The organism is Vibrio nereis NBRC 15637, assembly GCF_001591105.1.
GTDB lineage: Bacteria > Pseudomonadota > Gammaproteobacteria > Enterobacterales > Vibrionaceae > Vibrio > Vibrio nereis.
Genome location: NZ_BCUD01000005.1, coordinates 1 through 24,975, shown reverse-complemented (window position 1 = coordinate 24,975; position 24,975 = coordinate 1). Strand labels below are relative to the sequence as shown.

Sequence of the window (24,975 nt, the reverse complement as noted above, 5' to 3'; positions counted from 1 at the left end):
ATGGCTATCACTGTTAATACCAATGTTGCAGCAATGACAGCGCAACGTCATTTGACGAGCGCGACAGACTTGCTCAATCAATCTCTGGAGCGTTTAGCTTCGGGGAGTCGTATTAATAGCGCCAAAGATGACGCGGCCGGGTTACAAATTTCCAATCGACTTGAATCGCAAATGCGAGGACTGGATGTCGCGGTACGCAATGCGAACGATGGCATTTCAATCATGCAAACGGCAGAAGGGGCGATGAAAGAAACCACCAACCTTCTCCAGCGCATGCGCGATCTTTCTCTGCAATCTTCCAACGGTTCGAATAGCCAAGCAGAGCGCGATGCACTTCAAGAAGAAATGACCGCATTGAATGATGAACTGAACCGAATTGCTGAAACGACCTCTTTTGGTGGTCGAAAGTTACTCAATGGCTCTTTTGCCTCTTCTTCATTTCAAATCGGAGCCGGGTCTGGTGAGGCAGTTCAAGTATCGCTCAAGAATATGCGCTCAGACAGTATTGAAATGGGTGGTTTCAGCTATATCGCAGCGGGACAAGCAGGGGAGAATTGGCAAGTTGAGCAAGGTAGTCATGTTCTCAATATGCAGTACACCAATGCGCAAGGGCAGCAAGAAAACATCCAGATAAAAGCGAAAGCCGGTGATGATATTGAAGAGTTGGCCACCTACATTAATGGTCAAACCGATAAAGTATCGGCGTCGGTTAATGAACACGGTCAGTTGCAAGTATTTATGGCGGGCAAGGAAACGGCTGGAACCCTTAGCTTCTCCGGTAGCCTTGCTGATCAGTTGAAGATGAACTTAGCAGGCTACGAAGCTGTCGATAATGTAGATATCAGCGACGTCGGTGGCGCACAACGGGCGGTCTCCGTCATTGATACCGCATTGAACTACGTTGATAGTCATCGAGCGGAACTAGGGGCGATGCAAAACCGATTTACGCATGCGATTAATAACTTAGATAATGTTCATGAAAACCTTGCTGCGTCAAACAGCCGTATCAAAGACACGGATTACGCCAAAGAAACCACGCAAATGGTTAAGCAGCAAATCTTGCAACAAGTGAGCACTTCTATACTGGCACAAGCGAAACAACAGCCGAATTTGGCGATTACTTTGCTTGGCTAATTTGCAAAAAAGAAAAGGTTATCGACAAGCCCAAATAAAGCTTTAGCGGAAATTTTACTTTTTTATCGCTTTTTTCCAATTCATCACGTTTTTCCTCCCAAATAGACTTTTTTCAAAAAAAACTTAAAAAAATCCTCAAGGTTTTTAGAGCCATGCCGTTAATAAAAGTAACTTTGAGAGAACTACTTGGTTTTCCGAGACGTCGGAAACCGGAACCATCGGAAAATCAATTGGAGAGATCACCATGGCAGTAAATGTAAACACTAACGTAGCAGCAATGACAGCTCAGCGTCACCTAAACAACGCAACTAGCGCACAGCAAACTTCGATGGAACGCCTGTCATCAGGTTCGAAAATCAACAGTGCGAAAGACGACGCAGCAGGTCTACAAATCTCTAACCGCTTGAACGTTCAAAGTCGCGGTCTAGATGTAGCTGTACGTAACGCGAACGACGGTATCTCTATCGCTCAGACTGCTGAAGGTGCGATGAACGAGACAACGAACATCCTGCAACGTATGCGTGACCTATCGCTACAATCTGCAAACGGTTCAAACTCTAAATCAGAGCGTGTAGCGATTCAGGAAGAAGTAACAGCCCTGAACGACGAGCTAAACCGAATTGCTGAAACCACATCTTTTGGTGGCAACAAGCTGCTAAACGGCACTTACCAGACTAAATCGTTCCAAATCGGTGCTGATAACGGTGAAGCGGTAATGCTAACACTGAAAGACATGCGCTCAGACAACGAGGCGATGGGTGGTTCAAGCTACAAAGCTGGCACTGCAAAAGACGCCGACTGGACCGTTGAGTCAGGCAAGAATGATCTAAGTCTAGCGTTCAAAGATAAAGATGGCGTGGATCAGAAAGTGGACATCACTGCAAAAGAGGGTGATGACATTGAAGAGCTTGCAACGTACATTAACGGTCAAACAGATATGGTAAAAGCGTCTGTAGACGAAGAAGGCAAACTGCAAGTATTCGCAGGCTCAGATAAAGTAGAGGGCACAGTAGCATTTAGTGGTGGTCTTGCTGGCGAACTAAGCATGGGTGCAGCGCAAGCAGTAACGGTTGATACTATTGACGTAACATCAGTGGGCGGCGCACAAGAATCGGTAGCAATCATCGATGCAGCACTGAAAAACGTAGATAGCCACCGCGCAGAGCTAGGTGCATTCCAAAACCGTTTCAACCACGCGATCAACAACTTAGACAACATCAACGAAAACGTGAATGCGTCTAAGAGCCGAATCAAAGACACTGACTTCGCGAAAGAAACTACTGCGATGACTAAGTCTCAGATTCTATCGCAAGCTTCAAGCTCTATCCTTGCTCAAGCGAAGCAAGCACCAAACTCGGCACTAAGCCTACTTGGTTAATCAAAAGTAAATGCTTTAAAAATCCAGCTTCGGCTGGATTTTTTTATTTCTGTCCCTAAGACTTTTGGGTGAGCAATGAGTTTTATAGCCATCCAGATCACATTTTTCTTCCTATATTTGTAAATTGCGTAAAAAAGTCATTTTTTTTCTAAAGCTTATGGGTGCTCCGCCGTTAAAGGACTGAGAGAAATGAGATGTGCTGACGTGAGGTGAGAGACACAGATGCACATCGCCCTAATGCCTAAGGAGATCGAATATGGCAATTAACGTAAACACTAACGTGTCTGCGATGACTGCTCAGCGCCACCTAAATGGTGCAGCTGAGGGTATGCAGAAGTCTATGGAGCGTCTGTCTTCAGGCTACAAAATCAACAGTGCTCGTGATGACGCTGCAGGCCTACAAATCTCAAACCGTTTGACGTCGCAAAGTCGTGGTCTGGATATGGCGGTAAAAAATGCCAACGATGGTATTTCTATCGCTCAGACTGCTGAAGGTGCAATGAACGAAAGTACTAACATCCTTCAACGTATGCGTGACCTTGCGCTACAGTCCTCAAATGGTTCCAACTCTAAAGCTGAACGTGTTGCTATTCAGGAAGAAGTGACTGCGCTTAACGATGAATTGAATCGTATTGCAGAAACGACTTCTTTTGGTGGTAATAAGCTACTCAACGGTAACTTTGGCAGTCAATCATTCCAAATCGGTGCGAGTTCAGGCGAAGCTGTTAAGCTAAGCATGGGCAATATGCGCTCTGATACAGAAGGCATGGGCGGTAAAGCTTACGTTGCGGCAACAGGTAAAGCGGATGACTGGAAAGTCGAAGCGGGTACAACTGATATTACTCTAGACTATACAGATGCTCACGGTGAAGCTCAGACGATATCTATTGACGCGAAAGCGGGTGATGATATCGAACAGCTTGCGACTTACATTAACGGCCAGAGTGACGACGTAAAAGCGTCTGTGGGCGAAGATGGTAAAATGCAGTTATTCGCAGCAAGCAACAAAGTTGCTTCTGACGTGACGATTGGTGGTGGACTAGGTACAGACCTTGGCTTTGCAGCAGCTGAGAGCAAAACTGTTGCTGATGTTGATGTTACATCGGTTGCTGGTTCTCAAATGGCGGTATCTATTATTGATGGCGCACTTAAGAACGTAGACAGCCAACGTGCAGAATTGGGTGCGTTCCAAAACCGTTTTGGTCACGCAATCAATAACCTGGACAACATCAACGAGAATGTAAACGCTTCACGTAGCCGTATCCTAGATACAGACTTTGCTAAAGAAACAACAGCAATGACTAAATCACAGATCCTACAGCAGGCGAGTACTTCTATTTTGGCACAAGCGAAGCAGTCACCGTCTTCTGCGCTTAGTCTACTGGGTTAATCGATAGGTTCGACAGGAGCTTATTGTTAGCAGCTTTGTGTTGTTGACCTAAAGGTGGAAGGGAGATCGTTATGGAAATACCATCCTACACATCGAACGTCCAGCCTTACGGCTCAGAAAGTGGCACTAAAGTTGCTTCAAAAAACGATGAAGCGCAGCTCGTTTCCTTATCGAAGGAACCGCAAGCAAACGAAAAAGTAAACCAGCAAGCCGTACGGTCTTTCGAAAGAGTGATCGAAGCGACGAAAGAACGCGAAGAACTCAATAAGGAAGAACGGGAACGGCTTGTAGAACAGATGAATAATTTTATTTCATCTATCAATAAAGGTTTATCATTTCGCGTTGATGAAGAGTCCGGCAAGGAAGTCGTGACTATCTATGAAGCGGATACTGGTGACATCATTCGCCAGATTCCTGATGAGGAAATGTTAGAAATTTTGCGTCGCCTTAGGGAGCAAACCGCCCGATATTCATCTGGGTTGGTCAACCAAATGGTGTAATCGTAGTTTGAGGTGATTGAATGAGTTTTGGCCCAATAGGGATGAATACTGGCATGGATATCAATTCCATGGTGAGCAAAGTGGTTGATGCGGAGCGTGTGCCTAAACAGCAACGTATCGACAACGAGCGAACCAAAATTGAATCCAGTTTCAGTGCCTATGGTCGGCTCAGAGAGTCGCTGGATACGATGAAAAACTTGATGACGAACTTTCGCCAAGAGAAAGCATTCGCCGCAAGAAAAGTTGACACAACAAATGACAACGTCGTATCGGCGACAGCAACCACTGATGCCATCGCTGGTCGCTATGCTATCGATGTGTTGCAGCTTGCCCAGAGTCATAAAATTGCATCTGACGTATTACCTGAAGATGCTAAATTTGGCCCTGGCAAGCTGCAGATTTCGCTTGGCAGTAAAAAATTCTCCGTAGACGTATCCTCCAATTCAAAATTGGTTGATGTCGTTCGTGGCATCAACGGAAGTAAATCTAACCCTGGCGTGCGCGCATCTGTCATTAATGACACGGCGGGGCCACGTCTTATTGTTGCCTCGAATGTATCGGGCGAAGACAATAGCCTATCCATTACCACCGACGCCAAACCAGGCAATATGCTCAAACAACTTGAGTACAAAACACTGGAACAGCGTGTAAAAGACCTTGAAAATGCTCGTGCAGCTGCTCAGGAATTACTTGTCCCTCTATCGGATCAAGAACAAGAAATCGCGGACAAAATAGCTCAGCGTAATATTGAAGCGGCAAAAGTTGTCGATCAAGAAATTGCCGACGCGTCCAAGCAAGCCGCAATTCAAGCTGACCCAAAAGCGGCTAAAGAATCGACTCCTGATAATGAGCTCTCAAGCCAGGCGGCAACAGCTGCGGCCCAAGCAGCCATTGACGCGAACAAATACATCAAGCCAGAAGATCGTATCCCCGGTTGGACCGAAACGGCGTCTGGTACATTGTTGGATTCATACTGGGAGCCGGGACCAGAGCTAGATGCAAAAGCAATTGAAAAGTCAGCCGATGTTCCAGGGTGGAGCAATACGGCGTCAGGCACGCTGACTGACTCATACGTGACACCGAAAGAAGCCCAAGCCAAACTCGAAGCAGAACAAGCGAAGATCGAGCAAAAGCTTGTGCAAGAAAAAGTAGAGCTAGATAAAAAAGTCTCTTCGGGTGAGTTAACGCCCGAGCAAGCGAAAGAGTTAGAAAGGGCCAAACTTTCACCAGAAGAAAAGGCGTACTTAGAGCGTGTCGATAAGGCACAAGAAGACCTTAAAGCGGCACAAGCATCGTTCGATACTTATAGCGGTATGGCGCAAGTTCAAGCCGCGCAAGACTCAAAAGTCACGCTTGATGGTATTGCTCAGCTCTCGAGTCATAACAATATTATCGAAGACGCCATTGATGGTGTGGATTTAACCTTAAAAGGGCGCACCGAGCCGGGTAAAGCCGTCTCAGAAATCGACATTGAGTATGATAGACAAGGGGTTCGAGAAGATATTGAGCAATTCGTTGCATCATACAATCAGTTTTATCAATTGTCTCAAGAGTTAGGCGGTGCTGATCCACGTACTGGTGCTGCAGGTCCTTTATCAGGCGATAGCATTGTTCGCAATGCAGACTCTCGGCTCAAAGCGGTCTTTTCTTCGGCTATAGAGGATGCGCCAGAAGATTTGAAGACGTTGACGGAGTTTGGCATCACTACCACCCGTCAGGGTAACCTAGAAATTAATTACAACATGCTGGATCGCCAGTTAAACAATAACTTCAATAAGCTGGAAGATTTCTTTGGCGGGAATAACGGTTTTGCTAAAAAAGTAGAGGACGCGATTCAAGGGCTTACAGGAGTAACCGGCGCGATCCGAACCCGTGAGCGCAGCATGATAGATCAAAACTACAGTCTACAAGATGATCAAGCGGCACTGGATCGCCGCATGGAGAACTTGGAAAAACGCACTCATGCCAAATTTACAGCGATGCAGGACGCGACAAGTAAAATGCAGTCACAACTCGCAGGGATGATGAATGCACTTACGTAGTGAATTTGAGCAACTACTGGATGTCTTTTGTGAAGTTAATCACAATATGTCAGACTGTTTAATTCAAGAAGAGATCGATACTGAAGAAATTACATCCCTGGTCGATACAAGGGAACAGTTATTGCAGAAGTTATTGCAGTTAATTAGTCAAAATGGCCAACTTGCGAGTTTAGATAAGTGGCAAAATGCCATCGAAGAAACGCAAGCTATCGCCGGGTTGATGCAAGAGAAGACCAATCAAATTGGCTTGTCACTACGAAAGTATCAGCACGGAAAACGTTCTGTTCAGCAATATAGAAAATTTATTTAACTAAGAGGTTTGTTTATGCGTGGTTCACTACAGGCTTACAAGAAGGTATCGGTTGATAGCCAACTCAGTGCGGCCTCCCCGCATAAAATCGTTCAGATGCTGATGGCCGGGGCTATCGAGCGTTTAATTCAGGGCAAGGCGGCGATGCAGCAAGGAAATATTCCGGTAAAAGGCGAACGCCTTGGTAAGGCTCTGGATATCATCATTAGCCTTAGAAGCTGCCTATCTATGGATGATGGCGGTGACATCGCTCAAAATCTTGACCAACTTTACGAGTTTATGATCACTCAGATCACAGAAGCTAACCACTTAAACGATCCTAAACCGATTGACGATGTGATTGAAATCATCCGTGAAATTAAGTCTGCTTGGGACCAAATCCCAAATGAGTATCACAACCTTACCGCATCTGATGTTGGTATATAACGTCAATAAATAAACCGTTTGGCGCATACTTAGTCAAAATGTCGCCAATTGGTTTTGGGCTAATATCACACCCGCTGATTGCCTAGTTGCCATATTTTTATAATCAAATAGAATAGACGCCACTAACTAGCCTAGTGGCTTCTTTTGTTGCTGAAAATTATCAATTGTTTATCGTATTCTCTTTTTCTTAAGTGTATTGATATCAACTTTTTAGCAGCCACATCGATTATAAATAAAGGCGAATATTCTCACCTATGCAAGGTTTAGCAAAAATACTTGTGATTGAAGATGATGCACAAGCGCGTATCAATCTCAGTAATATTTTAGAATTTGTTGGAGAGCCGTGTGAAGCCATAAGCTCAGATCAGTTAGGTGATGTTAATTGGTCTGCGGTATGGGCAGGTTGTATTGTCGGTTCACTCTCAGACAATGAGTTACCCGCTAAGATATCTTGCGCCAACCATATTCCTTTGCTTATTGCTGGTAATCATTCCTATCCAGTTGAAGAACTCCCCCACTATGTAGGTGAGCTGGAGTACCCTCTTAATTACCCGCAACTCAGTGAAGCCATTCGTCACTGTAAAGACTTTTTGGGCCGTAAAGGGACCAATGTTGTTGTTTCTGAGCGTAAGAATACGCTTTTTCGCAGTTTAGTTGGACAAAGCTCAGGTATCAAAGAAGTTAGACACCTCATCGAGCAAGTGTCGGGCACCGAAGCGAACGTACTGATTTTGGGCGAGTCTGGTACGGGTAAAGAGGTTGTTGCTCGTAATATTCACTACCATTCTTCACGCCGTAACGGCCCTTTTGTTCCTATCAACTGTGGCGCTATTCCACCAGACTTGCTCGAGAGTGAACTATTCGGTCACGAAAAGGGCGCGTTTACCGGTGCAATTACAGCACGTAAAGGTCGCTTTGAGCTTGCTGAAGGCGGCACACTTTTCTTGGATGAAATCGGTGATATGCCGATGCCAATGCAAGTAAAATTGCTTCGTGTCCTTCAAGAGCGTTGTTTCGAACGTGTCGGTGGCAATACTACTATTCAGGCCAATGTTCGTATTATCGCGGCTACACACCGTGAATTAGAGACGATGATCAACGAGAAATCGTTCCGCGAAGATCTTTATTACCGATTGAACGTTTTTCCGATTGAAATGCCAGCGTTACGAGATCGTAAAGAGGACACACCACTGCTACTTCAAGAGCTGATGACTCGAATGGAAGCTGAAGGCGCACAACCGATCTGCTTTACGCCTCGTGCAATTAACTCTTTAATGGAGCACGACTGGCCGGGTAATGTCCGTGAGCTAGCAAACCTCGTAGAAAGAATGATCATTCTGTATCCAAATAGTTTGGTTGATGTGAATCATTTGCCGACCAAATACCGCTATAGTGATATTCCGGAGTTTCAGCCAGGTTTTAATGATGCCCAGTCCATAGAAGAGCAGGAGCGTGATGCTTTCTTTGATATTTTTTCTGAAGATTTTAGCCTAGATTCAAACGACCTGTTCATTGATGAAGATGCGGCACCACAACATTTACCGCCTGAAGGGGTAAACTTGAAAGAAGTGTTAGCGGATCTTGAAGTCAACATGATCAATCAAGCTTTGGAAGCTCAAGGCGGAGTAGTTGCAAGAGCTGCAGATATGCTTGGTATGCGACGAACCACACTTGTGGAAAAAATGCGTAAGTACAATTTACAGCGCTAATGACACTGTCAAATATCTGACTTTTCATTAAATTATTGAAAAATATAACAAATAGCCTGGTATGCTTCTTGCATTCTAGGCTATTGTCGTTTATAAGGCAGAATTCCGTCATGCAGCCCACATCTATTTCTGATAATCACACATCGCTTGGCTCCTTAGAGCAACAGGTTGAACGTTACCAGCAGGTATTGGACGTCATGCCAGCAGGCGTGATCTTGCTCGATACGCAAGGGGTTGTATGTGAAGCCAACCCTGAAGCGCAGAAGCTGCTAGCGGTTCCGTTAGTCGGTGAAAAATGGTTTGAAGTGATTCAACAGGCATTTGCTCCTCAAGAGGATGATGGCCACGAAATCTCACTGAAGACTGGACGTAAAGTCCGGCTCGCAATATCAGCGTCAACCACCGGCCAATTGATCTTGATTACAGATTTGACAGAAACCCGTTTGCTACAATCGCGAGTTAGCGATTTGCAGCGCTTGTCATCTTTAGGACGAATGGTCGCCTCTTTGGCTCACCAAGTCCGGACGCCGCTTTCTAGTGCCATGTTGTATGCATCAAACCTAGGCGCGCCTAATTTACCTACTGCAACCAAAGAGCGATTTCAAACCAAGTTAATGGATCGTTTACACGATTTAGAGAAGCAAGTAAACGATATGCTACTCTTTGCAAAGGGTGGCGATAACAAAGTTGTTAAGCCGTTTACGATTGCAGATTTGGTTGCGGAGTTTTCACCCATGGTGGAGGCGGCGCTGAAGAATAACCAGATAGACTACTTTCTCGAAGTTGAGGAAAAGCAAACTGTGCTGTTAGGGAACGCGAATGCGATTGCTTCGGCCCTAAGTAACTTAGTGATGAATGCTATTCAAATTGCAGGTAAAGCGTCTCAGGTAGATGTATTCTTTCGCCCCGTTAACGGTGAATTAAAAATATCGGTGCAAGATAGTGGACCAGGTGTTCCACAAGAGCTGCAAAGTAAGATTATGGAGCCTTTCTTTACCACTCGCTCGCAAGGGACGGGTTTAGGGCTTGCTGTTGTCCAAATGGTCTGCCGAGCGCATGACGGAAGATTAGAGTTAATTTCGGAACCGGGTGATGGTGCATGTTTTACCATGTGCATCCCATTTCAAAGCCACTCACACACTGAACAAGAACCAGAGACTGGAGAGTAATAATGGCTCAAAGCAAAGTACTTATTGTTGAAGATGACGAAGGCTTGCGTGAAGCATTAGTCGATACGCTGGCTTTGGCAGGGTATGAATGGATCGAGGCTGACAGTGCAGAAGATGCGCTAGTGAAGCTAAAATCAAACAGTGTGGATATTGTGGTGTCTGACGTCCAGATGGCGGGCATGGGCGGGTTAGCTTTATTACGTAATATCAAACAGCATTGGCCAAATTTGCCAGTGCTATTAATGACAGCATACGCAAACATCGAAGACGCTGTTTCTGCGATGAAAGATGGCGCGATCGACTACATGGCAAAACCCTTTGCGCCTGAAGTTCTCCTAAATATGGTCAGCCGCTATGCGCCAGTAAAGTCTGATGATAACGGTGACGCTGTCGTCGCAGACGAAAAAAGTATTAAACTTCTCTCATTGGCTGATAAAGTCGCGAAGACAGATGCCAGTGTGATGATCCTTGGTCCAAGCGGCTCTGGTAAAGAAGTAATGTCACGTTACTTACATAACTCTTCTAACCGAAAAGACGGTCCATTTGTTGCGATAAACTGTGCGGCTATCCCAGACAACATGCTTGAAGCTACCTTATTTGGGTATGAAAAAGGCGCATTTACGGGGGCTGTGCAAGCATGCCCAGGTAAATTTGAGCAAGCTCAGGGCGGGACAATCTTGCTAGATGAAATCAGCGAGATGGATCTCAACCTGCAAGCCAAGTTACTTCGCGTTCTGCAAGAAAGAGAAGTTGAACGCTTAGGGAGCCGAAAGAGTATCAAGCTGGATGTGCGTGTGTTAGCGACCAGTAACCGAGACTTAAAGCTATACGTTCAAGAAGGCAATTTCAGAGAAGATCTGTATTACCGTTTGAATGTGTTCCCAATTGCTTGGCCTGCACTGTGTGAACGCAAAGGTGATATTGAGCCACTAACCAAGCATTTAATAGAGCGCAATTGCAAAAAACTTGGTATGCCTGTTCCTACCGTTTCTGAGAGCGCGATAGGAAAATTACTTGCTTATAACTGGCCGGGTAATGTCCGTGAGTTGGACAATGTTGTTCAGCGCGCGTTGATATTAGGCGAAAACGGTCGTATTGACGCTGAACATATATTGCTTGAAGGTTTGGATTGGAGCGATGCCTCCGGACTGCAACAGGTGATTGAGAGTGGGGATGTGAACGCGCCAAGCCTCAAGCCAGTTGCACAACCTGACACGGGCAAAAGTGCCGCAGTGGGTTCGGGATTAGGTGGTGAGCTAAGAGATCAAGAATTTGCCATCATCCTGGATACTTTAACTGAGTGTAATGGACGCCGAAAAGAGATGGCTGAAAAATTAGGGATCAGTCCACGTACTTTGCGCTATAAGTTAGCAAAAATGCGCGATGCAGGGATTGATATTCCAAACTAACGTGCTATTTTCGTCGCTAAAATACGTGGCATGCGGTTTGCACTGTCATAAATACAACAATCGTTCTAGTCAAAAGGTTGACGTCTGAGGTCTTGATGAAAATTGATGGTTTTCAAAGCGAAATGCAAGCAATGATGTTTGAGGCTGGCAATACGAAACCAGCCGCTACGGGCCAAAGTGTTGGTGCGGATTTTAGCGCGTTGCTGAATGATGCCATTAACAACGTCAATAGCTTATCCAAAGCTTCAGGTAACCTACAAATGCGATTTGATCGCGGTGATCAGGATGTCTCTCTTTCCGACGTTATGATCGCGCGCAATAAATCCAGTGTGGCATTTGAGGCAACCATACAAGTACGCAACAAACTTGTGGAAGCGTATAAAGAACTGATGAACATGCCAGTGTAATAGATAGGTGGAATCTGTGGCAGAGCAAAATCAATCAACAGATCTAGCCCTTTCTGAAGGTGGAACTAGCAACGCATTGCTAGAAACATCTGACGTGGATGCAGGTGTACAAAATCCAGACTTAGATGAGAAAAGCAGCTCAAAGCTAGATATGGCGGTAGGCGATCTCGATCTTGTTCGCCAAATTGTTCTGGTTCTGTCGATTTCTATCTGCGTGGCGTTGATCGTCATGCTGTTTTTCTGGGTCAAAGAGCCAGAAATGCGCCCGCTTGGTGCTTATGAAACAGAGGAACTGATTCCTGTTCTTGATTATCTCGATCAACAGAAACTCGATTATAAGTTAGACGGGAATACCATCTTAGTACCCGCGAGTGACTACAACACCTTAAAGCTGGATATGGTTCGAGCTGGCCTTAACCAAGAAAAGCAAGCCGGAGACGATATCCTGCTGCAGGACATGGGCTTTGGTGTGTCTCAGCGCCTGGAGCAAGAGCGTTTAAAACTCAGCCGAGAACGTCAGCTGTCAAAAGCCATTGAAGCGATGAAGCAGGTGCGTAAAGCGCGTGTGTTACTTGCGTTACCGAAACAGAGCGTGTTCGTTCGCCATAACCAAGAAGCGTCGGCTTCCGTATTCTTAACGTTGAATACGGGTGCGAATCTCAAGCAAGAAGAAATCGATTCCATTGTTGATATGGTTGCGAGTGCTGTCCCAGGCATGAAGCCTAACCGTATTACCGTAACGGATCAGCATGGCCGATTATTGAGCTCTGGTAGCCAAGACCCAGCTTCCGCAGCGCGTCGCAAAGAACATGAGTTAGAGCGTAAGCAAGAACAAGCACTAAAAGATAAGATCGACTCTGTGCTTATCCCCATTTTAGGTTTTGGCAACTACACCGCTCAGGTGGACATAGAGCTAGACTTTAGTGCCATAGAACAAACTCGTAAGCGCTTCGACCCAAATACTCCATCGACACGCAGCGAATATACACTCGAAGATTATAACAACGGCAGCATGGTCGCGGGTGTGCCAGGCGCTCTGAGTAACCAGCCGCCTGCGGATGCATCTATCCCACAAGATGTGGCACAGATGAAAGATGGCACCAGCATAGGGCAAGGCTCTGTTCACAAAGAAGCGACCCGAAACTACGAACTGGATACCACTATCAGTCATGAGCGTCGCCAAACGGGCGTTGTGAACCGACAAACTGTCGCGGTCGCGATTAAGAACCGTGCTATCGTGAACCCAGATACCGGTGAAACCAGTTATCAGCCTCTGTCGGATGCCGATTTATCCTCGATCCGCCAAGTATTGATTGGTGCCGTTGGTTTTAATCAAAACCGCGGTGATTTACTGAATGTTTTAAGCATGCAGTTTGCGGAACCGGAAGTACAAACCATCGAAGATGCGCCGATTTGGGAACATCCAAACTTCAACGACTGGGTACGCTGGTTCGCGAGTGCGTTAGTTATTATCGTGGTGATATTAGTGTTAGTGCGTCCTGCGATGAAGAAACTGCTTAACCCTGCCTCTGAAGAGGATGACGGACAGCTTTACGGGCCTGACGGTCTACCAATTGGTGCAGACGGCGAGACCAGCTTAATTGGCAGTGATTTGGATGGTGGAGATTTGTTTGAAATCGGCTCAACCATTGATTTACCTAATCTGCACAAAGATGAAGACGTGCTGAAAGCCGTTCGTGCTCTAGTCGCAAACGAGCCTGAACTTGCGGCGCAAGTAGTTAAGAATTGGATGCAAGAAGATGCCTAACGATATAGTTCCTCAAGAACAAGGCGGCGAAATGACAGAAAATGCCGTCGACATTTCATCAATTCAAGGTGCAGAACGTGCGGCGATTCTTCTTTTAAGCCTAAATGAAGAAGACGCTGCTGGAATTATTCGCCACTTGGAGCCAAAGCAAGTCCAGCGTGTTGGTAGCGCAATGGCTCGAGCAAAAGACTTGAGTCAAGACAAGGTTGGCGCTGTGCACCGTGCATTTCTAGAAGACATTCAAAAATACACCAATATTGGTATGGGCAGTGAAGACTTTATGCGCAATGCATTAGTGGCTGCTCTTGGTGAAGATAAAGCGAATAACCTTGTCGATCAAATCCTCCTTGGTACTGGTTCGAAAGGCTTAGACTCATTGAAGTGGATGGACCCTCGTCAGGTCGCCAGTATTATTATCAATGAGCACCCGCAGATCCAAACTATCGTGCTTTCTTATCTGGAACCCGATCAATCTGCGGAGATTTTATCGCAGTTCTCAGAACGTGATCGCCTCGACCTTATGATGCGTATTGCAAACCTAGAGGAAATTCAGCCTTCTGCATTGGCGGAACTGAATGAAATTATGGAGAAACAGTTTGCAGGTCAAGCAGGTGCACAAGCCGCGAAAATTGGTGGCCTGAAAGCTGCTGCCGAAATCATGAACTACATGGACAACAATGTCGAAGGCATCTTGATGGATCAAATTCGCGATCAAGATGAAGACATGGCGACCCAAATCCAAGACCTTATGTTTGTTTTCGAAAACTTGGTGGAAGTGGACGACCAAGGTATTCAGAAACTGCTGCGTGACGTGCCTCAAGACGTACTTCAGCGTGCACTTAAAGGTGCAGATGACACGTTACGTGACAAGATCTTCAAGAACATGTCTAAGCGTGCTGCTGAGATGATGCGTGATGATCTGGAAGCAATGCCGCCGATTAAAGTATCTGATGTGGAAGCAGCACAAAAAGAAATTTTGGCAATTGCTCGTCGCATGGCTGACTCTGGCGAACTTATGCTGGGCGGCGGCGCAGACGAATTCTTGTAATGACAATGAGCAAGTAGGTATCTATGTCTGGGGAAAGAAAGCGTGGTTTCTTACGCTTAGATAATGATGAAGTAGTTCAGAAAGCCGAGCGCTGGGGCATGCCGGATTATACGGCTAAGACCCATACGAAGGCGAAACAAACGGCGATGAACTACGACCCTAGCTGGATGCCTGAATTGACTGAAAAGGTTGAAGAAGCGCCAACAGAACTGAGCGAAGAAGAGATCGAACTGATCAAGCAACAAGCTTATCAGGAAGGGCTTCACCAAGGTCAGGAAGCTGGCTTCAAGCAAGGTTATGAGAAAGGCAAAGAGCAAGGCATGCAAGAGGGCCATCAAGAAGGCCTTGAGTCAGGCAAGCTTGAAGGTGTGGCATCGGGCCAAGAGTTCATCCAGCAACAAGTTCAAACCTTTATCAATTTAGCGAACCAATTTGCACAACCGCTTGAGCTAATGAATGCTCAGGTAGAGAAGCAACTTGTTGATATGGTCCTCACGTTAGTAAAAGAAGTGGTCCATGTTGAAGTACAAACAAATCCTCAAGTCATTTTAGACACAATCAAACAGTCAGTAGAATCCCTACCTATTTCCGGACACGCTATCACGCTAAAACTCCACCCGGATGATGTTGAAATCATCCGCTCTTCATACGGTGAAGAGGAAGTGGAATTTAGAAACTGGACGTTAATGAGTGAACCGGCTCTGAATCGCGGTGACGTACAGATTGAAGCGGGCGAGTCGAGTGTTAACTACCGAATGGAAGATCGTATTCGAAGCGTCATCCAGAGCTTTTGTGGGGTGAATCGCCACCAAGGTGGTGAGTAGTGTTAGCGTTAGCCGAGCGTTTATCCCAATACAAAGTTGACGGTTTAACCTGTCGGCCCGTCGCGTCGGGTAAGTTAGTACGCGTTGTTGGGCTAACTTTAGAGGCAACCGGATGTCGCGCCCCCATCGGCAGTTTGTGCAAAGTCGAAACCATGAATGGTGAAATGGAAGCCGAGGTGGTGGGGTTCTCTGGTGACAACCTCTTTTTGATGCCGAGTGAACAAATCACTGGTGTTCTACCGGGTGCCAAAGTCACGCCGCTAACAAGTGAAACGGGTTTACCTGTCGGAATGGAGCTACTCGGTCGGGTGATCGATGGGGTGGGAAATCCTCTAGACGGATTAGGCCCTATTTATACAGAAAAACGCGCCTCCTTTAACTCCGAACCGATAAACCCACTTGCAAGAAAGCCGATCTCCGAGCCTCTTGATGTCGGTTTGAAAGCCATCAATGGTTTATTGACGGTCGGCAAAGGCCAGCGTATCGGCTTATTTGCTGGTTCTGGTGTGGGTAAATCGGTCACGCTCGGCATGATGACTCGAGGCACAACAGCACAGGTTGTCGTCGTTGGCCTTATCGGTGAACGTGGGCGAGAAGTTAAAGAATTTATTGAAGAAATCCTTGGCGTCGATGGTCGCCAACGTTCTGTTGTCGTGGCTGCGCCTGCCGACTCTTCACCACTCATGCGACTCAAAGGCTGTCAGACCGCGCTGACTATCGCCGAATACTTCCGTGACCAAGGCCTAGATGTTCTTCTACTAATGGACTCTCTTACACGCTTTGCTCAAGCCCAGCGTGAGATTGCTTTGTCGGTCGGTGAACCGCCTGCAACCAAAGGCTATCCACCCTCTGTATTTGCCAAACTTCCGGCCCTGGTTGAAAGGGCGGGGAATGGCAGTCCAGATCAAGGCTCAATCACTGCGTTTTTTACCGTTCTGACCGAAGGTGACGATCTGCAAGACCCTATTGCTGACGCGTCACGCGCCATTCTGGATGGTCACATTGTGTTGTCTCGTGAGATGGCGGACGCCGGTCATTACCCTGCGATTGATGTTGAAAAGTCAGTGAGCCGGGTCATGCCTCAGATTACCGACGAAGAGCATGTGCTGATGTCGAAAGCGGTGCGTCAGGTACTTTCTGTTTGTCGTAAAAACCAAGATTTGGTCTCTATTGGTGCTTATAAGCCGGGGACCGATCCTGCTATTGATGGCGCTTTCACGCTGAAACCAAAGCTAGACGCGTACTTGCAGCAATCGATGAAAGAAAGTGTGCCGTATGACATGTGCGTCAACATGTTACGTGGCTTACTTCAAGGGTGATAGGCAATGAATAACGCACTTGAATTTCTGTTGGAACAAGCGAAAGAGCGAGAAAACCAAGCCGTTTTAGCATTGAACCAAGCCAGAACAGAGCTCGATGGCTATTACCAACAGTTGCAGCAAATAGAACAGTATCGTATGGACTATTGCCAGCAGTTGATAGACCGAGGTCAGCAAGGTTTGACAGCCAGCCAATACAGCCACCTTAACCGATTTTTAACCACGCTTGATGAAACGCTAGCCAAACAGAAACAGGCTGAAAGTCACTTCAAAGGGCAGGTTGAAAGCTGCGAGCAAAACTGGCTGGAAGCTCGTAAGCAAAGACGTTCTTATGAATGGTTAATTGAGAAGAAGAAAACCGAAAAAGCTCAAATAGAAAATGCGCGCGAGCAAAAGCAAATGGATGAATTTGCAACGCTACAATTTTCCCGCCGATTTACTCAGCTGTAAGTTATTTGTTGCCATTGTTTGGCGTATTTCTTGCATTTATTACCGTTAGTTTATTAATACCGTACGCATTGCGTTTTGCATTGTACGCTTTCTTCAGTCTGTGTAGGTGACTTGAGTATGAATATCAATCTATCGGTAGCAACGGACAACCCTAAAGCAACAAAACCTGCTGCAGAAAGTACAGATGTCGCGGGCGAAGGCGAAGTTGTCGCGCCGGAAGGTTTTTTGTCTAAGCTGGTTGCGTTTGTGAAAGGCGATTCAGAGCAAAGCGAAAAAGAAGTCATTAGCTCGTCTGGTGCTAATGTTGGTGAAAGTGCAGAAACGGGTGAAGCTCAAAAATCTGTCGATACAAAGCAAATTGAAAACACTGAGACAGATGAACTGCTTGTAGAGCAGAAAGACAGTGCAGGAGAAGCTGACGACGCTCAAAGCAGCGCAAAATCGGCCTCATCTACCCCTGTTTCTAGTGAGCAAAACGACTCTAAAAGCGCCGAGTCCATTGTTGCTGATAGCGAGCAGGTTCTTAAGCGTCTCAACGATGCCAACAATGCATTGCAGCCTAATAACGGCAAAGGTTTGCCACAAGCTAGCGTTAGTGAAGAGGGCGATGTTAAAGAAGCTGTGGTTCAAAAAATCGATAAAGTAGCATCTGACAATCGATCGACTATAAGTGACGGCGAGCAACCTAAACCAACAAGCCAACCACGAGCAGTGACCGAAAGCTCACAAATACCCGATGAGCCCCAATCTGCATCAGATTCTGTTGTGATACCTGAATCAGCCAAGCGTTTCATTCAGCAACAAGAAAAACCGCTGAGTGATGAACAAGCTCCCGAGTTAGTAAAAGATACTGAAGCCTCTGAAGCGATTAAGCCAGCAATGCACTCGAACAATAGTGTGAGTCCAGGTGAAGCGAATCTTGCTGAGGATGAAAAAGGTGAAAAATCAGAGCGTCCAATGGCAGGATCTGCTGACAAGCTTGAAAACTCTGAACAACATCTGTCTACCGAGGCCTCCGACGGAGTTAAACAGGTTAAGACTGAATTTTCGCCAAATGGCGTGGAAAAAGAAGCCATCGCTAAAGATGTAGTGAACGTTTCAGAGGTTGAAAATTCAACAGAGATAGATAAATCTCGTAGCTCACAAGAATTGCCACCACACCAAACAGCGGTCAATGCTCCTAGTGATAAAAGCACGGCTCAAATAGCCAATTTAGTCGAGGATACAGCGCCGGAAGCAGAGCAAAATGCTCCTGCAATTCCGTGGTCAGTAAATAATTCTGATGCGGTCACAGAAGAAGCCTTGACACAAGCTGCGGTGCAAACAAAAGACGCGCAAACCAGTGGATCTTCACCGTCGGCTACGGCGGTAAACTCATCGCAATTGTCTAAGGCGCATGCGCCTCAAGTGGCTCTGCAAAATAGCATGGTTAATAGTGCGCCTTTGCCGGATGCCGTGAATACCACGCCTACGCCACAGTTAGCCAATACAGTAGCATCAGCCGCACCTGCCGTTACTGAGCAGGCTTTGCTTAAAGCCTCGTTGGGCGCGAAAGCAGCAGCTTCATTGGTTGGTAAATCACTGGACAAAGCAGAGACAGGCCAAGGAGGCGAGTCAACATTTGCTCACCAGTTGGCTCAAGCCGCCGGTGTACAGCAAAATGCTCCGACGGGGACTCAGCCTAGAGTCGAGCAGGCAAACGCACAGATTCCCTTGCAGTTAAACCGCGAGATGGCGAGTGACCAAGTTGCAGAGCGTGTGCAAATGATGCTGTCCAAGAATTTGAAAAATATCGATATTCGCCTGGATCCGCCCGAGTTAGGCCGAATGCAGATTCGCATGAATATGAATGGAGACGGCGCAACGGTTCACTTTACGGTTGCGAACCAACAAGCGCGTGATGCACTTGAACAATCTATGCCTAGATTGCGTGAGATGCTTGCTCAACAAGGTGTGCAGCTAGGGGATACTTCGGTTCAGCAACAACCGAGTAATCAACAGCAAAATCGATACGCAGCAGGTGGGCAGCCCCATTCTGGTCAAGGTGGCAGCAATCAATCAGGTATGGCTGAAGAAAACCTTGAAGCAGACATCAATCTTGATTTGAATGTCGCCGCAAAGCGTGATGGAATTAGCTATTACGCTTAAACTGTGAAAATACCAATATTAAGAGAACGTTAAGTTATGGCAATCGAAGAAGTCGAGACAGAGGCGCCAAAAGGGAAAGGTAAGCTGATCATTATAATTGTTGCTGCTGTTGTCCTTTTGCTTGGTGGCGGAGGCGCTGCGTTTTTCTTGATGGGCTCTGATGACACACAGGCTAACCAAGAGACGGCTCAACAAGAAGTCGTTACATCAGCAGAACCGGTTGCTTACGTGAATATCCCTCAGCCTTTTATTTTTAACGTGACAGGCGACAAACGTGACCGCTTAGTACAAATCAAAGTTCAGTTGATGGTACGTGGCGCCGAAAATGAAAACTTGGCGCGCTACCACTCGCCATTGGTTGAAAGTACCTTATTGAGCACGTTTGCTTCGGCAACGGTAGAGCAGTTACGCAGTGCTAATGGTCGTGTTGAGCTCCGTAGTAAAGCAACGGATGATATCAAGGCCAGCTTAAATCGCGCGGTGGGTAAACCTGTGATTGAGCGCGTGCTCTTTACTGATTTTGTCATTCAATAGGTGAACTGTGACTGATCTATTAAGCCAAGATGAAATCGATGCGCTCCTCCACGGTGTAGATGATGTCGATGAAGTTGAAGATTCAGAGGTTGATAGCAGCTCTGCGGTAGAGTTCGACTTTTCATCACAGGATCGTATTGTCCGTGGCCGGATGCCGACCCTCGAGCTGATCAATGAGCGCTTTGCTCGTCACTTGCGTATCAGTTTGTTTAACATGCTGCGTAAAACAGCTGAAGTCTCGATCAACGGCGTACAGATGATGAAATTTGGTGAATACCAAAATACCTTGTACGTTCCAACCAGTCTAAACATGGTTCGCTTTCGACCATTGAAAGGCACAGCCCTGATTACCATGGAAGCGCGACTGGTGTTTATTCTGGTTGAAAACTTCTTTGGTGGTGATGGTCGATTCCATGCCCGTATTGAGGGACGCGAGTTCACCCCAACAGAGCGCCGAATTATTCAGCTCTTGCTCAAGATTGTGTTTGAAGATTACAAAGAATCTTGGTCACCAGTCATGGGGGTGGAGTTTGAGTATTTGGACTCGGAAGTAAACCCGAGTATGGCAAACATCGTTAGCCCGACAGAGGTTATCGTTGTCAGCTCTTTCCATATCGAAGTGGATGGTGGTGGTGGTGATTTCCACGTGGTGATGCCTTACTCAATGGTTGAGCCAATTCGAGAGTTGCTCGATGCCGGTGTTCAATCGGACAAAATGGAAACTGACGTTCGATGGAGTACAGCGCTGCGTGAAGAGATCATGGACGTGCCAGTCAACTTTCGAGTGAACCTGTTGGAGCAAGATATCTCTCTACGTGATCTCATGGAACTGAGACCTGGCGACATTATCCCAATTAATATGCCTGAAAATGCCGTTATGTTCGTCGAAGATCTGCCGACATTTCGAGTCAAAATGGGTCGCTCTGGTGACAACTTGGCGGTACAGGTGTCAGAAAAAATTAAACGACCAGATGTGGTTAAATCCGATATTGCCTTCTTAAGCAAAGATGTTATTTCTGAGTTAGAAGGCGATGACGGCGAGATAGACGATTAATAAAGAATTGTAGGTATGAGTATGGAACCAAGTGACGACCAAAAACTGGCCGACGAATGGGCGGCAGCTTTGGGCGAAGATCCTAATGCACCAGAGATTGATGTAGATGAGGTTATGTCTGCTCAACTTGATGAGCTAAAAGACACCTCCTCACCGATTTCGGATGATGAACGCCGTAAGTTAGACACCATTCTCGATATTCCGGTCACTATTTCGATGGAGGTGGGTCGTTCGCAAATCAGTATCCGTAACCTGCTTCAACTTAACCAAGGCTCTGTGGTTGAGCTAGAGCGCTTAGCGGGTGAATCTCTAGACGTGTTGGTTAATGGTACGTTGATTGCTCATGGCGAAGTTGTAGTAGTGAACGACAAGTTTGGTATCCGCCTTACTGACGTTATCAGTCAGACAGAGCGAATTAAGAAACTAAGGTAAATATGGCTCATAAGCTGAAAGGGTACGTATTTTACTTACTAACATTCTTTTCCCCTTCTGTGTTGGCGGCCACGCCTGGTAGTCAGTTGGATTTAGCGGCCACCCTTGGGTCGCTTTTGTTCGTTATTGCTTTTATTTTGTTCTTGGCTTGGCTATTGAAACGCATGAAGTTTCCCGCGCTGGCCAATCAACAAGGGTTGAGTGTGATACGACAGATCCCAGTAGGAACCAAAGAGCGCATTATGATAGTTCAAGCTGGGGAAGAGCAGTTTTTGGTTGGGGTTACCGCGCAGTCCATCCAGTTGATCTCTAAATTGGATAAACCTTTGTCTCAGGAGGAGCTGAACAAGTCGTCTTTAGTGTCTAGCCCATTTGCTAATCAACTGACTCAGCTGTTAAAAAAGAATGATAAGAACTAGCCAGTTTACCGCGATATTGTTGACCTTATTCGTCGCTCTATTCTCTGCTTTTAGTTATGCGCAAGCAGAGGGTGATGAGCCTGTTCCTGCTAGTCCTGCATCAAACTCTGTTACTGTCTCGGCAATGGAAAGTGAGCAGGGAAACGCAAGAACCTTATCGACAGGTTCGATTGCTGGTGGCGGGGGAGGGATTCCTGCCCTGACGATGACGACCAATCCTGATGGCAGTGAAGACTACTCAGTCAACTTGCAGATTCTTGCATTGATGACCATGTTGGGCTTCTTGCCAGCAATGGTTATCCTGATGACTTCATTCACGCGGATTGTGGTCGTAATGTCGATTTTGCGTCAGGCAATGGGCCTGCAGCAGACGCCATCGAACCAGGTGATTATTGGTATCTCAATCTTTCTGACCTTTTTCATTATGTCGCCAGTGTTGAACAAGATAAACGATGACGCCGTTCAGCCTTACATTAATGAGCAAATCAGTGCGAGACAAGCTTTTGATTTGGCCCAAATTCCAATCAGAGACTTCATGTTGAAACAGACTCGTGTGAAAGATTTGGAAACCTTCGTCAACATTTCTGGCTCAACAGCGACAGCGCCTGAAGATGTCTCTATGGCCGTGTTGATCCCAGCATTCATTACCTCAGAGCTAAAAACAGCCTTCCAAATTGGTTTTATGTTGTTTTTGCCGTTTTTGATCATCGACTTAGTGGTAGCTTCAGTATTAATGGCGATGGGTATGATGATGCTGTCACCCATGATTGTCTCGTTGCCTTTTAAGCTGATGCTTTTTGTTTTAGTCGATGGCTGGAACCTCATCTTGTCGACCTTGGCCGGCAGCTTTGCCTTGTAGCGGAGGAAGACCATGACGCCTGAAATATTCGTTGAGCTATTTAGAGATGCCTTGTGGATGGTACTCATCATGGTCTGTGCCATCATTATTCCGAGCTTGTTGATTGGCTTGGTCGTGGCAATTTTTCAGGCTGCTACCTCTATCAACGAACAAACGTTAAGCTTTTTGCCACGTTTGATCGTGACATTGCTGGCGTTGATGATGTTTGCCCATTGGATGACGCAAATGATGATGGAGTTCTTCTTCTCCATTATAGAGCGCCTTCCTCAAGTATTGTACTAGGTTCAATTCGGGCTTATGGAATATCCGGCTAACCTTATACTCGACTGGCTCGCCAATTATTTTTGGCCTTATACCCGAATTTCAGCCATGTTGATGGTGATGTCGGTGACAGGCGCGCGCTTTGTGTCAACGCGGGTGCGTTTGTATTTAGGGCTTGCTATCACATTTGCCGTGATGCCTGCGATCCCCGCGGTGCCTGAAACGATCGAGTTGTTGTCATTCAAAGGTTTTATGACCTTACTTGAGCAAATCATTATCGGGGTTGCTATGGGGACCATTACTCAGTTTATGATTCAAACCTTTGTTATTTTAGGTCAAATCTTGGGTATGCAATCGAGCTTGGGTTTCGCGTCAATGGTTGACCCAGCCAATGGTCAAAATACGCCTTTGCTCGGCCAGTTATTTATGTTTTTGGCGACGATGTTTTTTCTCGCAACTGACGGCCACCTTAAAATGATTATGCTGGTCGTGATGAGCTTTAAATCTCTGCCTATTGGCTCAGGTTCGCTGACGACCATGGATTTTAGAGAGATTGCACTTTGGCTAGGCATCATGTTCAAAGTGGCGTTGAGCATGTCGCTCTCTGGTATTATTGCCCTTTTAACCATCAACCTTTCCTTTGGTGTGATGACTCGTGCTGCGCCTCAGTTAAACATTTTCTCTTTAGGTTTTGCCTTCGCGCTGATCGTTGGTTTGCTATTGTGTTGGTATATTCTCGCCGGTTTATACAATCACTATGAATTATTCTGGCTGCAAGGTGAGAAGCAGATTTGTAGCCTGATCCGACTCGACTGTTAAATTAGGAGACTGAATTGGCAGAATCAGACGGACAAGAACGCACCGAAGACGCCACGCCCAAGCGCTTGCAACAGGCCCGAGAAAAAGGGCAGGTTGCAAGGTCAAAAGAGCTCGCGTCAGTATCAGTACTTGTGGTTGGCTCTATCGCCTTAATGTGGTTTGGCGAGAGCTTAGCTCGTGGGCTTGCCACTGTGATGGAGCGTTTGTTTAGCCTTTCCCGCGAGGAGATATTCGACCATGTGAAGTTGATGGACATTGCGCTGGGCTCGCTGGTTAACCTATTGCTGCCTTTGATTCTTATTCTTGTTACTTTATTTGTTGCTGCTGTTGCAGGGGCTGCAGGAGTGGGGGGGATCAGTTTTTCTGCCGAAGCGGCGATGCCAAAACTCTCCAAAATGAATCCATTAAGCGGTTTAAAACGCATGGTCGGCATGCAAAGTTGGGTCGAACTGATTAAATCAATTTTGAAAGTGGCGCTCGTTTCAGGAGTGGCTTTTTATCTTATCAATGCGGCCAAAGAAGACCTGTTTCAGCTCAGTATGGACGTGTATCCGCAGAATATTTTCCATGCTCTCGATATCTTACTGAACTTTGTCCTTCTAATTAGCTGCTCTCTTTTAGTTGTGGTAGCCATCGATATTCCGTTCCAGATTTGGCAGCACGCCAATCAGTTAAAGATGACCAAACAGGAAGTGAAGGATGAATATAAGGAGACGGAAGGGAAACCAGAAGTAAAAGGCCGGATTCGTATGTTGCAACGCGAAGCCGCGCAGCGTCGTATGATGGCAGAAGTCCCACAAGCGGATGTTATTGTCACCAACCCAGAGCATTTCTCAGTCGCACTGCGTTATAAACAAGACTCAGATCGGGCTCCGATTGTTGTCGCCAAAGGTACAGACCATATGGCACTTAAGATCAGAGAAATCGCGCGCGAAAATGATATTTATGTGATCCCTGCTCCTCCACTGGCGCGAGCGCTGTACCATTCTACTGAATTGGAGCAAGAGATCCCGGACGGGTTATTTACAGCCGTGGCACAAGTCTTGGCTTATGTTTTCCAGCTCAAACAGTATCGCAAGCGTGGTGGTCAACGACCGAATTTAAAGGCATCTGATCTGCCGATCCCACCAGACTTACGTAAGTAATCAAAGTGACTTCTTATTCTT

The 24,975-nt window shown here is 46.4% G+C and carries 25 protein-coding genes; all 25 read left to right on the top strand.

The features are described 5' to 3' along the window. The 25 genes from VNE01S_RS06960 to flhB all read left to right on the top strand — a co-directional run bounded on the left by VNE01S_RS06960 (position 1) and on the right by flhB (position 24,954). The gene (locus VNE01S_RS06960; protein ID WP_053395153.1) at positions 1-1,134 is read left to right on the top strand and encodes a flagellin; all 1,134 of its coding nucleotides are present in this window, start codon (positions 1-3) and stop codon (positions 1,132-1,134) included. Positions 1,135-1,378: 244 nt separating this feature from the next. Next, positions 1,379-2,512, top strand: a complete 1,134-nt coding sequence (locus tag VNE01S_RS06955) for a flagellin (RefSeq protein WP_053395152.1) — start codon at positions 1,379-1,381, stop codon at positions 2,510-2,512. Between the two features lie 256 nt (positions 2,513-2,768). After that, positions 2,769-3,902 (top strand): flagellin, encoded by a 1,134-nt coding sequence (locus VNE01S_RS06950; protein ID WP_053395151.1) that lies wholly within the window; start codon positions 2,769-2,771, stop codon positions 3,900-3,902. A 71-nt stretch (positions 3,903-3,973) separates the two neighbouring features. Then, the gene (gene flaG / locus VNE01S_RS06945; protein ID WP_053395150.1) at positions 3,974-4,402 is read left to right on the top strand and encodes a flagellar protein FlaG; all 429 of its coding nucleotides are present in this window, start codon (positions 3,974-3,976) and stop codon (positions 4,400-4,402) included. A gap of 20 nt (positions 4,403-4,422) precedes the next feature. Further along, on the top strand, positions 4,423-6,444 hold the full coding sequence (fliD, locus tag VNE01S_RS06940; protein WP_053395149.1) for a flagellar filament capping protein FliD: 2,022 nt from the start codon (positions 4,423-4,425) through the stop codon (positions 6,442-6,444). Then, positions 6,431-6,754: a flagellar protein FliT gene (gene fliT, locus VNE01S_RS06935; protein ID WP_053395148.1), complete on the top strand. Its 324-nt coding sequence runs from the start codon at positions 6,431-6,433 to the stop codon at positions 6,752-6,754. Before fliD ends, fliT begins: the two co-directional genes overlap by 14 nt. Positions 6,755-6,769: 15 nt before the next feature. Further along, positions 6,770-7,180, top strand: a complete 411-nt coding sequence (gene fliS / locus VNE01S_RS06930) for a flagellar export chaperone FliS (protein WP_053395147.1) — start codon at positions 6,770-6,772, stop codon at positions 7,178-7,180. A gap of 254 nt (positions 7,181-7,434) precedes the next feature. Beyond that, the gene (locus VNE01S_RS06925) at positions 7,435-8,889 is read left to right on the top strand and encodes a sigma-54 dependent transcriptional regulator (protein ID WP_053395146.1); all 1,455 of its coding nucleotides are present in this window, start codon (positions 7,435-7,437) and stop codon (positions 8,887-8,889) included. 110 nt (positions 8,890-8,999) lie between these two features. Beyond that, positions 9,000-10,058, top strand: a complete 1,059-nt coding sequence (locus VNE01S_RS06920) for a sensor histidine kinase (RefSeq protein WP_053395145.1) — start codon at positions 9,000-9,002, stop codon at positions 10,056-10,058. 2 nt (positions 10,059-10,060) lie between these two features. After that, complete coding sequence (locus VNE01S_RS06915; RefSeq protein ID WP_053395144.1) at positions 10,061-11,467, top strand: sigma-54-dependent transcriptional regulator; 1,407 nt, start codon at positions 10,061-10,063, stop codon at positions 11,465-11,467. A 95-nt stretch (positions 11,468-11,562) separates the two neighbouring features. Next, positions 11,563-11,874 carry a flagellar hook-basal body complex protein FliE gene (gene fliE / locus VNE01S_RS06910; RefSeq protein WP_053395143.1) on the top strand — a complete coding sequence of 104 codons (312 nt, stop codon included), beginning with the start codon at positions 11,563-11,565 and terminating at the stop codon, positions 11,872-11,874. A 16-nt stretch (positions 11,875-11,890) separates the two neighbouring features. Beyond that, on the top strand, positions 11,891-13,642 hold the full coding sequence (gene fliF, locus VNE01S_RS06905; protein ID WP_053395142.1) for a flagellar basal-body MS-ring/collar protein FliF: 1,752 nt from the start codon (positions 11,891-11,893) through the stop codon (positions 13,640-13,642). Further along, entirely contained in the window at positions 13,635-14,690 is a 1,056-nt protein-coding gene (gene fliG, locus VNE01S_RS06900; protein ID WP_053395141.1) for a flagellar motor switch protein FliG, read from the top strand. The genes fliF and fliG overlap by 8 nt, the downstream gene beginning before the upstream one ends. Before the next feature lie 23 nt (positions 14,691-14,713). After that, positions 14,714-15,514: a flagellar assembly protein FliH gene (fliH, locus tag VNE01S_RS06895; RefSeq protein ID WP_053395140.1), complete on the top strand. Its 801-nt coding sequence runs from the start codon at positions 14,714-14,716 to the stop codon at positions 15,512-15,514. Beyond that, positions 15,514-16,833, top strand: a complete 1,320-nt coding sequence (gene fliI / locus VNE01S_RS06890) for a flagellar protein export ATPase FliI (protein ID WP_053395139.1) — start codon at positions 15,514-15,516, stop codon at positions 16,831-16,833. The genes fliH and fliI overlap by 1 nt, the downstream gene beginning before the upstream one ends. A gap of 6 nt (positions 16,834-16,839) precedes the next feature. Continuing rightward, complete coding sequence (fliJ, locus tag VNE01S_RS06885) at positions 16,840-17,283, top strand: flagellar export protein FliJ (RefSeq protein ID WP_053395138.1); 444 nt, start codon at positions 16,840-16,842, stop codon at positions 17,281-17,283. 117 nt (positions 17,284-17,400) lie between these two features. Next, entirely contained in the window at positions 17,401-19,431 is a 2,031-nt protein-coding gene (locus VNE01S_RS06880) for a flagellar hook-length control protein FliK (protein WP_053395137.1), read from the top strand. A gap of 36 nt (positions 19,432-19,467) precedes the next feature. Next, positions 19,468-19,965 (top strand): flagellar basal body-associated protein FliL, encoded by a 498-nt coding sequence (gene fliL, locus VNE01S_RS06875; RefSeq protein WP_053395136.1) that lies wholly within the window; start codon positions 19,468-19,470, stop codon positions 19,963-19,965. Between the two features lie 7 nt (positions 19,966-19,972). Next, positions 19,973-21,019 (top strand): flagellar motor switch protein FliM, encoded by a 1,047-nt coding sequence (gene fliM / locus VNE01S_RS06870; protein ID WP_053395135.1) that lies wholly within the window; start codon positions 19,973-19,975, stop codon positions 21,017-21,019. A 21-nt stretch (positions 21,020-21,040) separates the two neighbouring features. Beyond that, entirely contained in the window at positions 21,041-21,451 is a 411-nt protein-coding gene (fliN, locus tag VNE01S_RS06865; protein WP_053395352.1) for a flagellar motor switch protein FliN, read from the top strand. A gap of 2 nt (positions 21,452-21,453) precedes the next feature. Further along, entirely contained in the window at positions 21,454-21,870 is a 417-nt protein-coding gene (fliO, locus tag VNE01S_RS06860) for a flagellar biosynthetic protein FliO (protein WP_053395134.1), read from the top strand. Continuing rightward, on the top strand, positions 21,857-22,729 hold the full coding sequence (fliP, locus tag VNE01S_RS06855) for a flagellar type III secretion system pore protein FliP (RefSeq protein ID WP_053395133.1): 873 nt from the start codon (positions 21,857-21,859) through the stop codon (positions 22,727-22,729). The genes fliO and fliP overlap by 14 nt, the downstream gene beginning before the upstream one ends. A 12-nt stretch (positions 22,730-22,741) precedes the next feature. Continuing rightward, complete coding sequence (gene fliQ / locus VNE01S_RS06850) at positions 22,742-23,011, top strand: flagellar biosynthesis protein FliQ (RefSeq protein ID WP_053395132.1); 270 nt, start codon at positions 22,742-22,744, stop codon at positions 23,009-23,011. 15 nt (positions 23,012-23,026) lie between these two features. After that, positions 23,027-23,809, top strand: a complete 783-nt coding sequence (gene fliR / locus VNE01S_RS06845; RefSeq protein WP_053395131.1) for a flagellar biosynthetic protein FliR — start codon at positions 23,027-23,029, stop codon at positions 23,807-23,809. A 14-nt stretch (positions 23,810-23,823) separates the two neighbouring features. Further along, positions 23,824-24,954 (top strand): flagellar biosynthesis protein FlhB, encoded by a 1,131-nt coding sequence (gene flhB, locus VNE01S_RS06840; RefSeq protein WP_053395130.1) that lies wholly within the window; start codon positions 23,824-23,826, stop codon positions 24,952-24,954. The last annotated feature ends 21 nt before the right edge of the window (positions 24,955-24,975 follow it).

Excerpts from the sequence above, each read along its gene's own strand:
- VNE01S_RS06960 (WP_053395153.1), top strand. The coding sequence starts at position 1 with ATGGCTATCACTGTTAATACCAATGTTGCAGCAATGACAGCGCAACGT.
- VNE01S_RS06955 (WP_053395152.1), top strand. The coding sequence starts at position 1,379 with ATGGCAGTAAATGTAAACACTAACGTAGCAGCAATGACAGCTCAGCGT.
- VNE01S_RS06950 (WP_053395151.1), top strand. The coding sequence starts at position 2,769 with ATGGCAATTAACGTAAACACTAACGTGTCTGCGATGACTGCTCAGCGC.
- flaG (WP_053395150.1), top strand. The coding sequence starts at position 3,974 with ATGGAAATACCATCCTACACATCGAACGTCCAGCCTTACGGCTCAGAA.
- fliD (WP_053395149.1), top strand. The coding sequence starts at position 4,423 with ATGAGTTTTGGCCCAATAGGGATGAATACTGGCATGGATATCAATTCC.
- fliT (WP_053395148.1), top strand. The coding sequence starts at position 6,431 with ATGCACTTACGTAGTGAATTTGAGCAACTACTGGATGTCTTTTGTGAA.
- fliS (WP_053395147.1), top strand. The coding sequence starts at position 6,770 with ATGCGTGGTTCACTACAGGCTTACAAGAAGGTATCGGTTGATAGCCAA.
- VNE01S_RS06925 (WP_053395146.1), top strand. The coding sequence starts at position 7,435 with ATGCAAGGTTTAGCAAAAATACTTGTGATTGAAGATGATGCACAAGCG.
- VNE01S_RS06920 (WP_053395145.1), top strand. The coding sequence starts at position 9,000 with ATGCAGCCCACATCTATTTCTGATAATCACACATCGCTTGGCTCCTTA.
- VNE01S_RS06915 (WP_053395144.1), top strand. The coding sequence starts at position 10,061 with ATGGCTCAAAGCAAAGTACTTATTGTTGAAGATGACGAAGGCTTGCGT.
- fliE (WP_053395143.1), top strand. The coding sequence starts at position 11,563 with ATGAAAATTGATGGTTTTCAAAGCGAAATGCAAGCAATGATGTTTGAG.
- fliG (WP_053395141.1), top strand. The coding sequence starts at position 13,635 with ATGCCTAACGATATAGTTCCTCAAGAACAAGGCGGCGAAATGACAGAA.
- fliH (WP_053395140.1), top strand. The coding sequence starts at position 14,714 with ATGTCTGGGGAAAGAAAGCGTGGTTTCTTACGCTTAGATAATGATGAA.
- fliJ (WP_053395138.1), top strand. The coding sequence starts at position 16,840 with ATGAATAACGCACTTGAATTTCTGTTGGAACAAGCGAAAGAGCGAGAA.
- VNE01S_RS06880 (WP_053395137.1), top strand. The coding sequence starts at position 17,401 with ATGAATATCAATCTATCGGTAGCAACGGACAACCCTAAAGCAACAAAA.
- fliL (WP_053395136.1), top strand. The coding sequence starts at position 19,468 with ATGGCAATCGAAGAAGTCGAGACAGAGGCGCCAAAAGGGAAAGGTAAG.
- fliN (WP_053395352.1), top strand. The coding sequence starts at position 21,041 with ATGGAACCAAGTGACGACCAAAAACTGGCCGACGAATGGGCGGCAGCT.
- fliO (WP_053395134.1), top strand. The coding sequence starts at position 21,454 with ATGGCTCATAAGCTGAAAGGGTACGTATTTTACTTACTAACATTCTTT.
- fliP (WP_053395133.1), top strand. The coding sequence starts at position 21,857 with ATGATAAGAACTAGCCAGTTTACCGCGATATTGTTGACCTTATTCGTC.
- fliQ (WP_053395132.1), top strand. The coding sequence starts at position 22,742 with ATGACGCCTGAAATATTCGTTGAGCTATTTAGAGATGCCTTGTGGATG.
- fliR (WP_053395131.1), top strand. The coding sequence starts at position 23,027 with ATGGAATATCCGGCTAACCTTATACTCGACTGGCTCGCCAATTATTTT.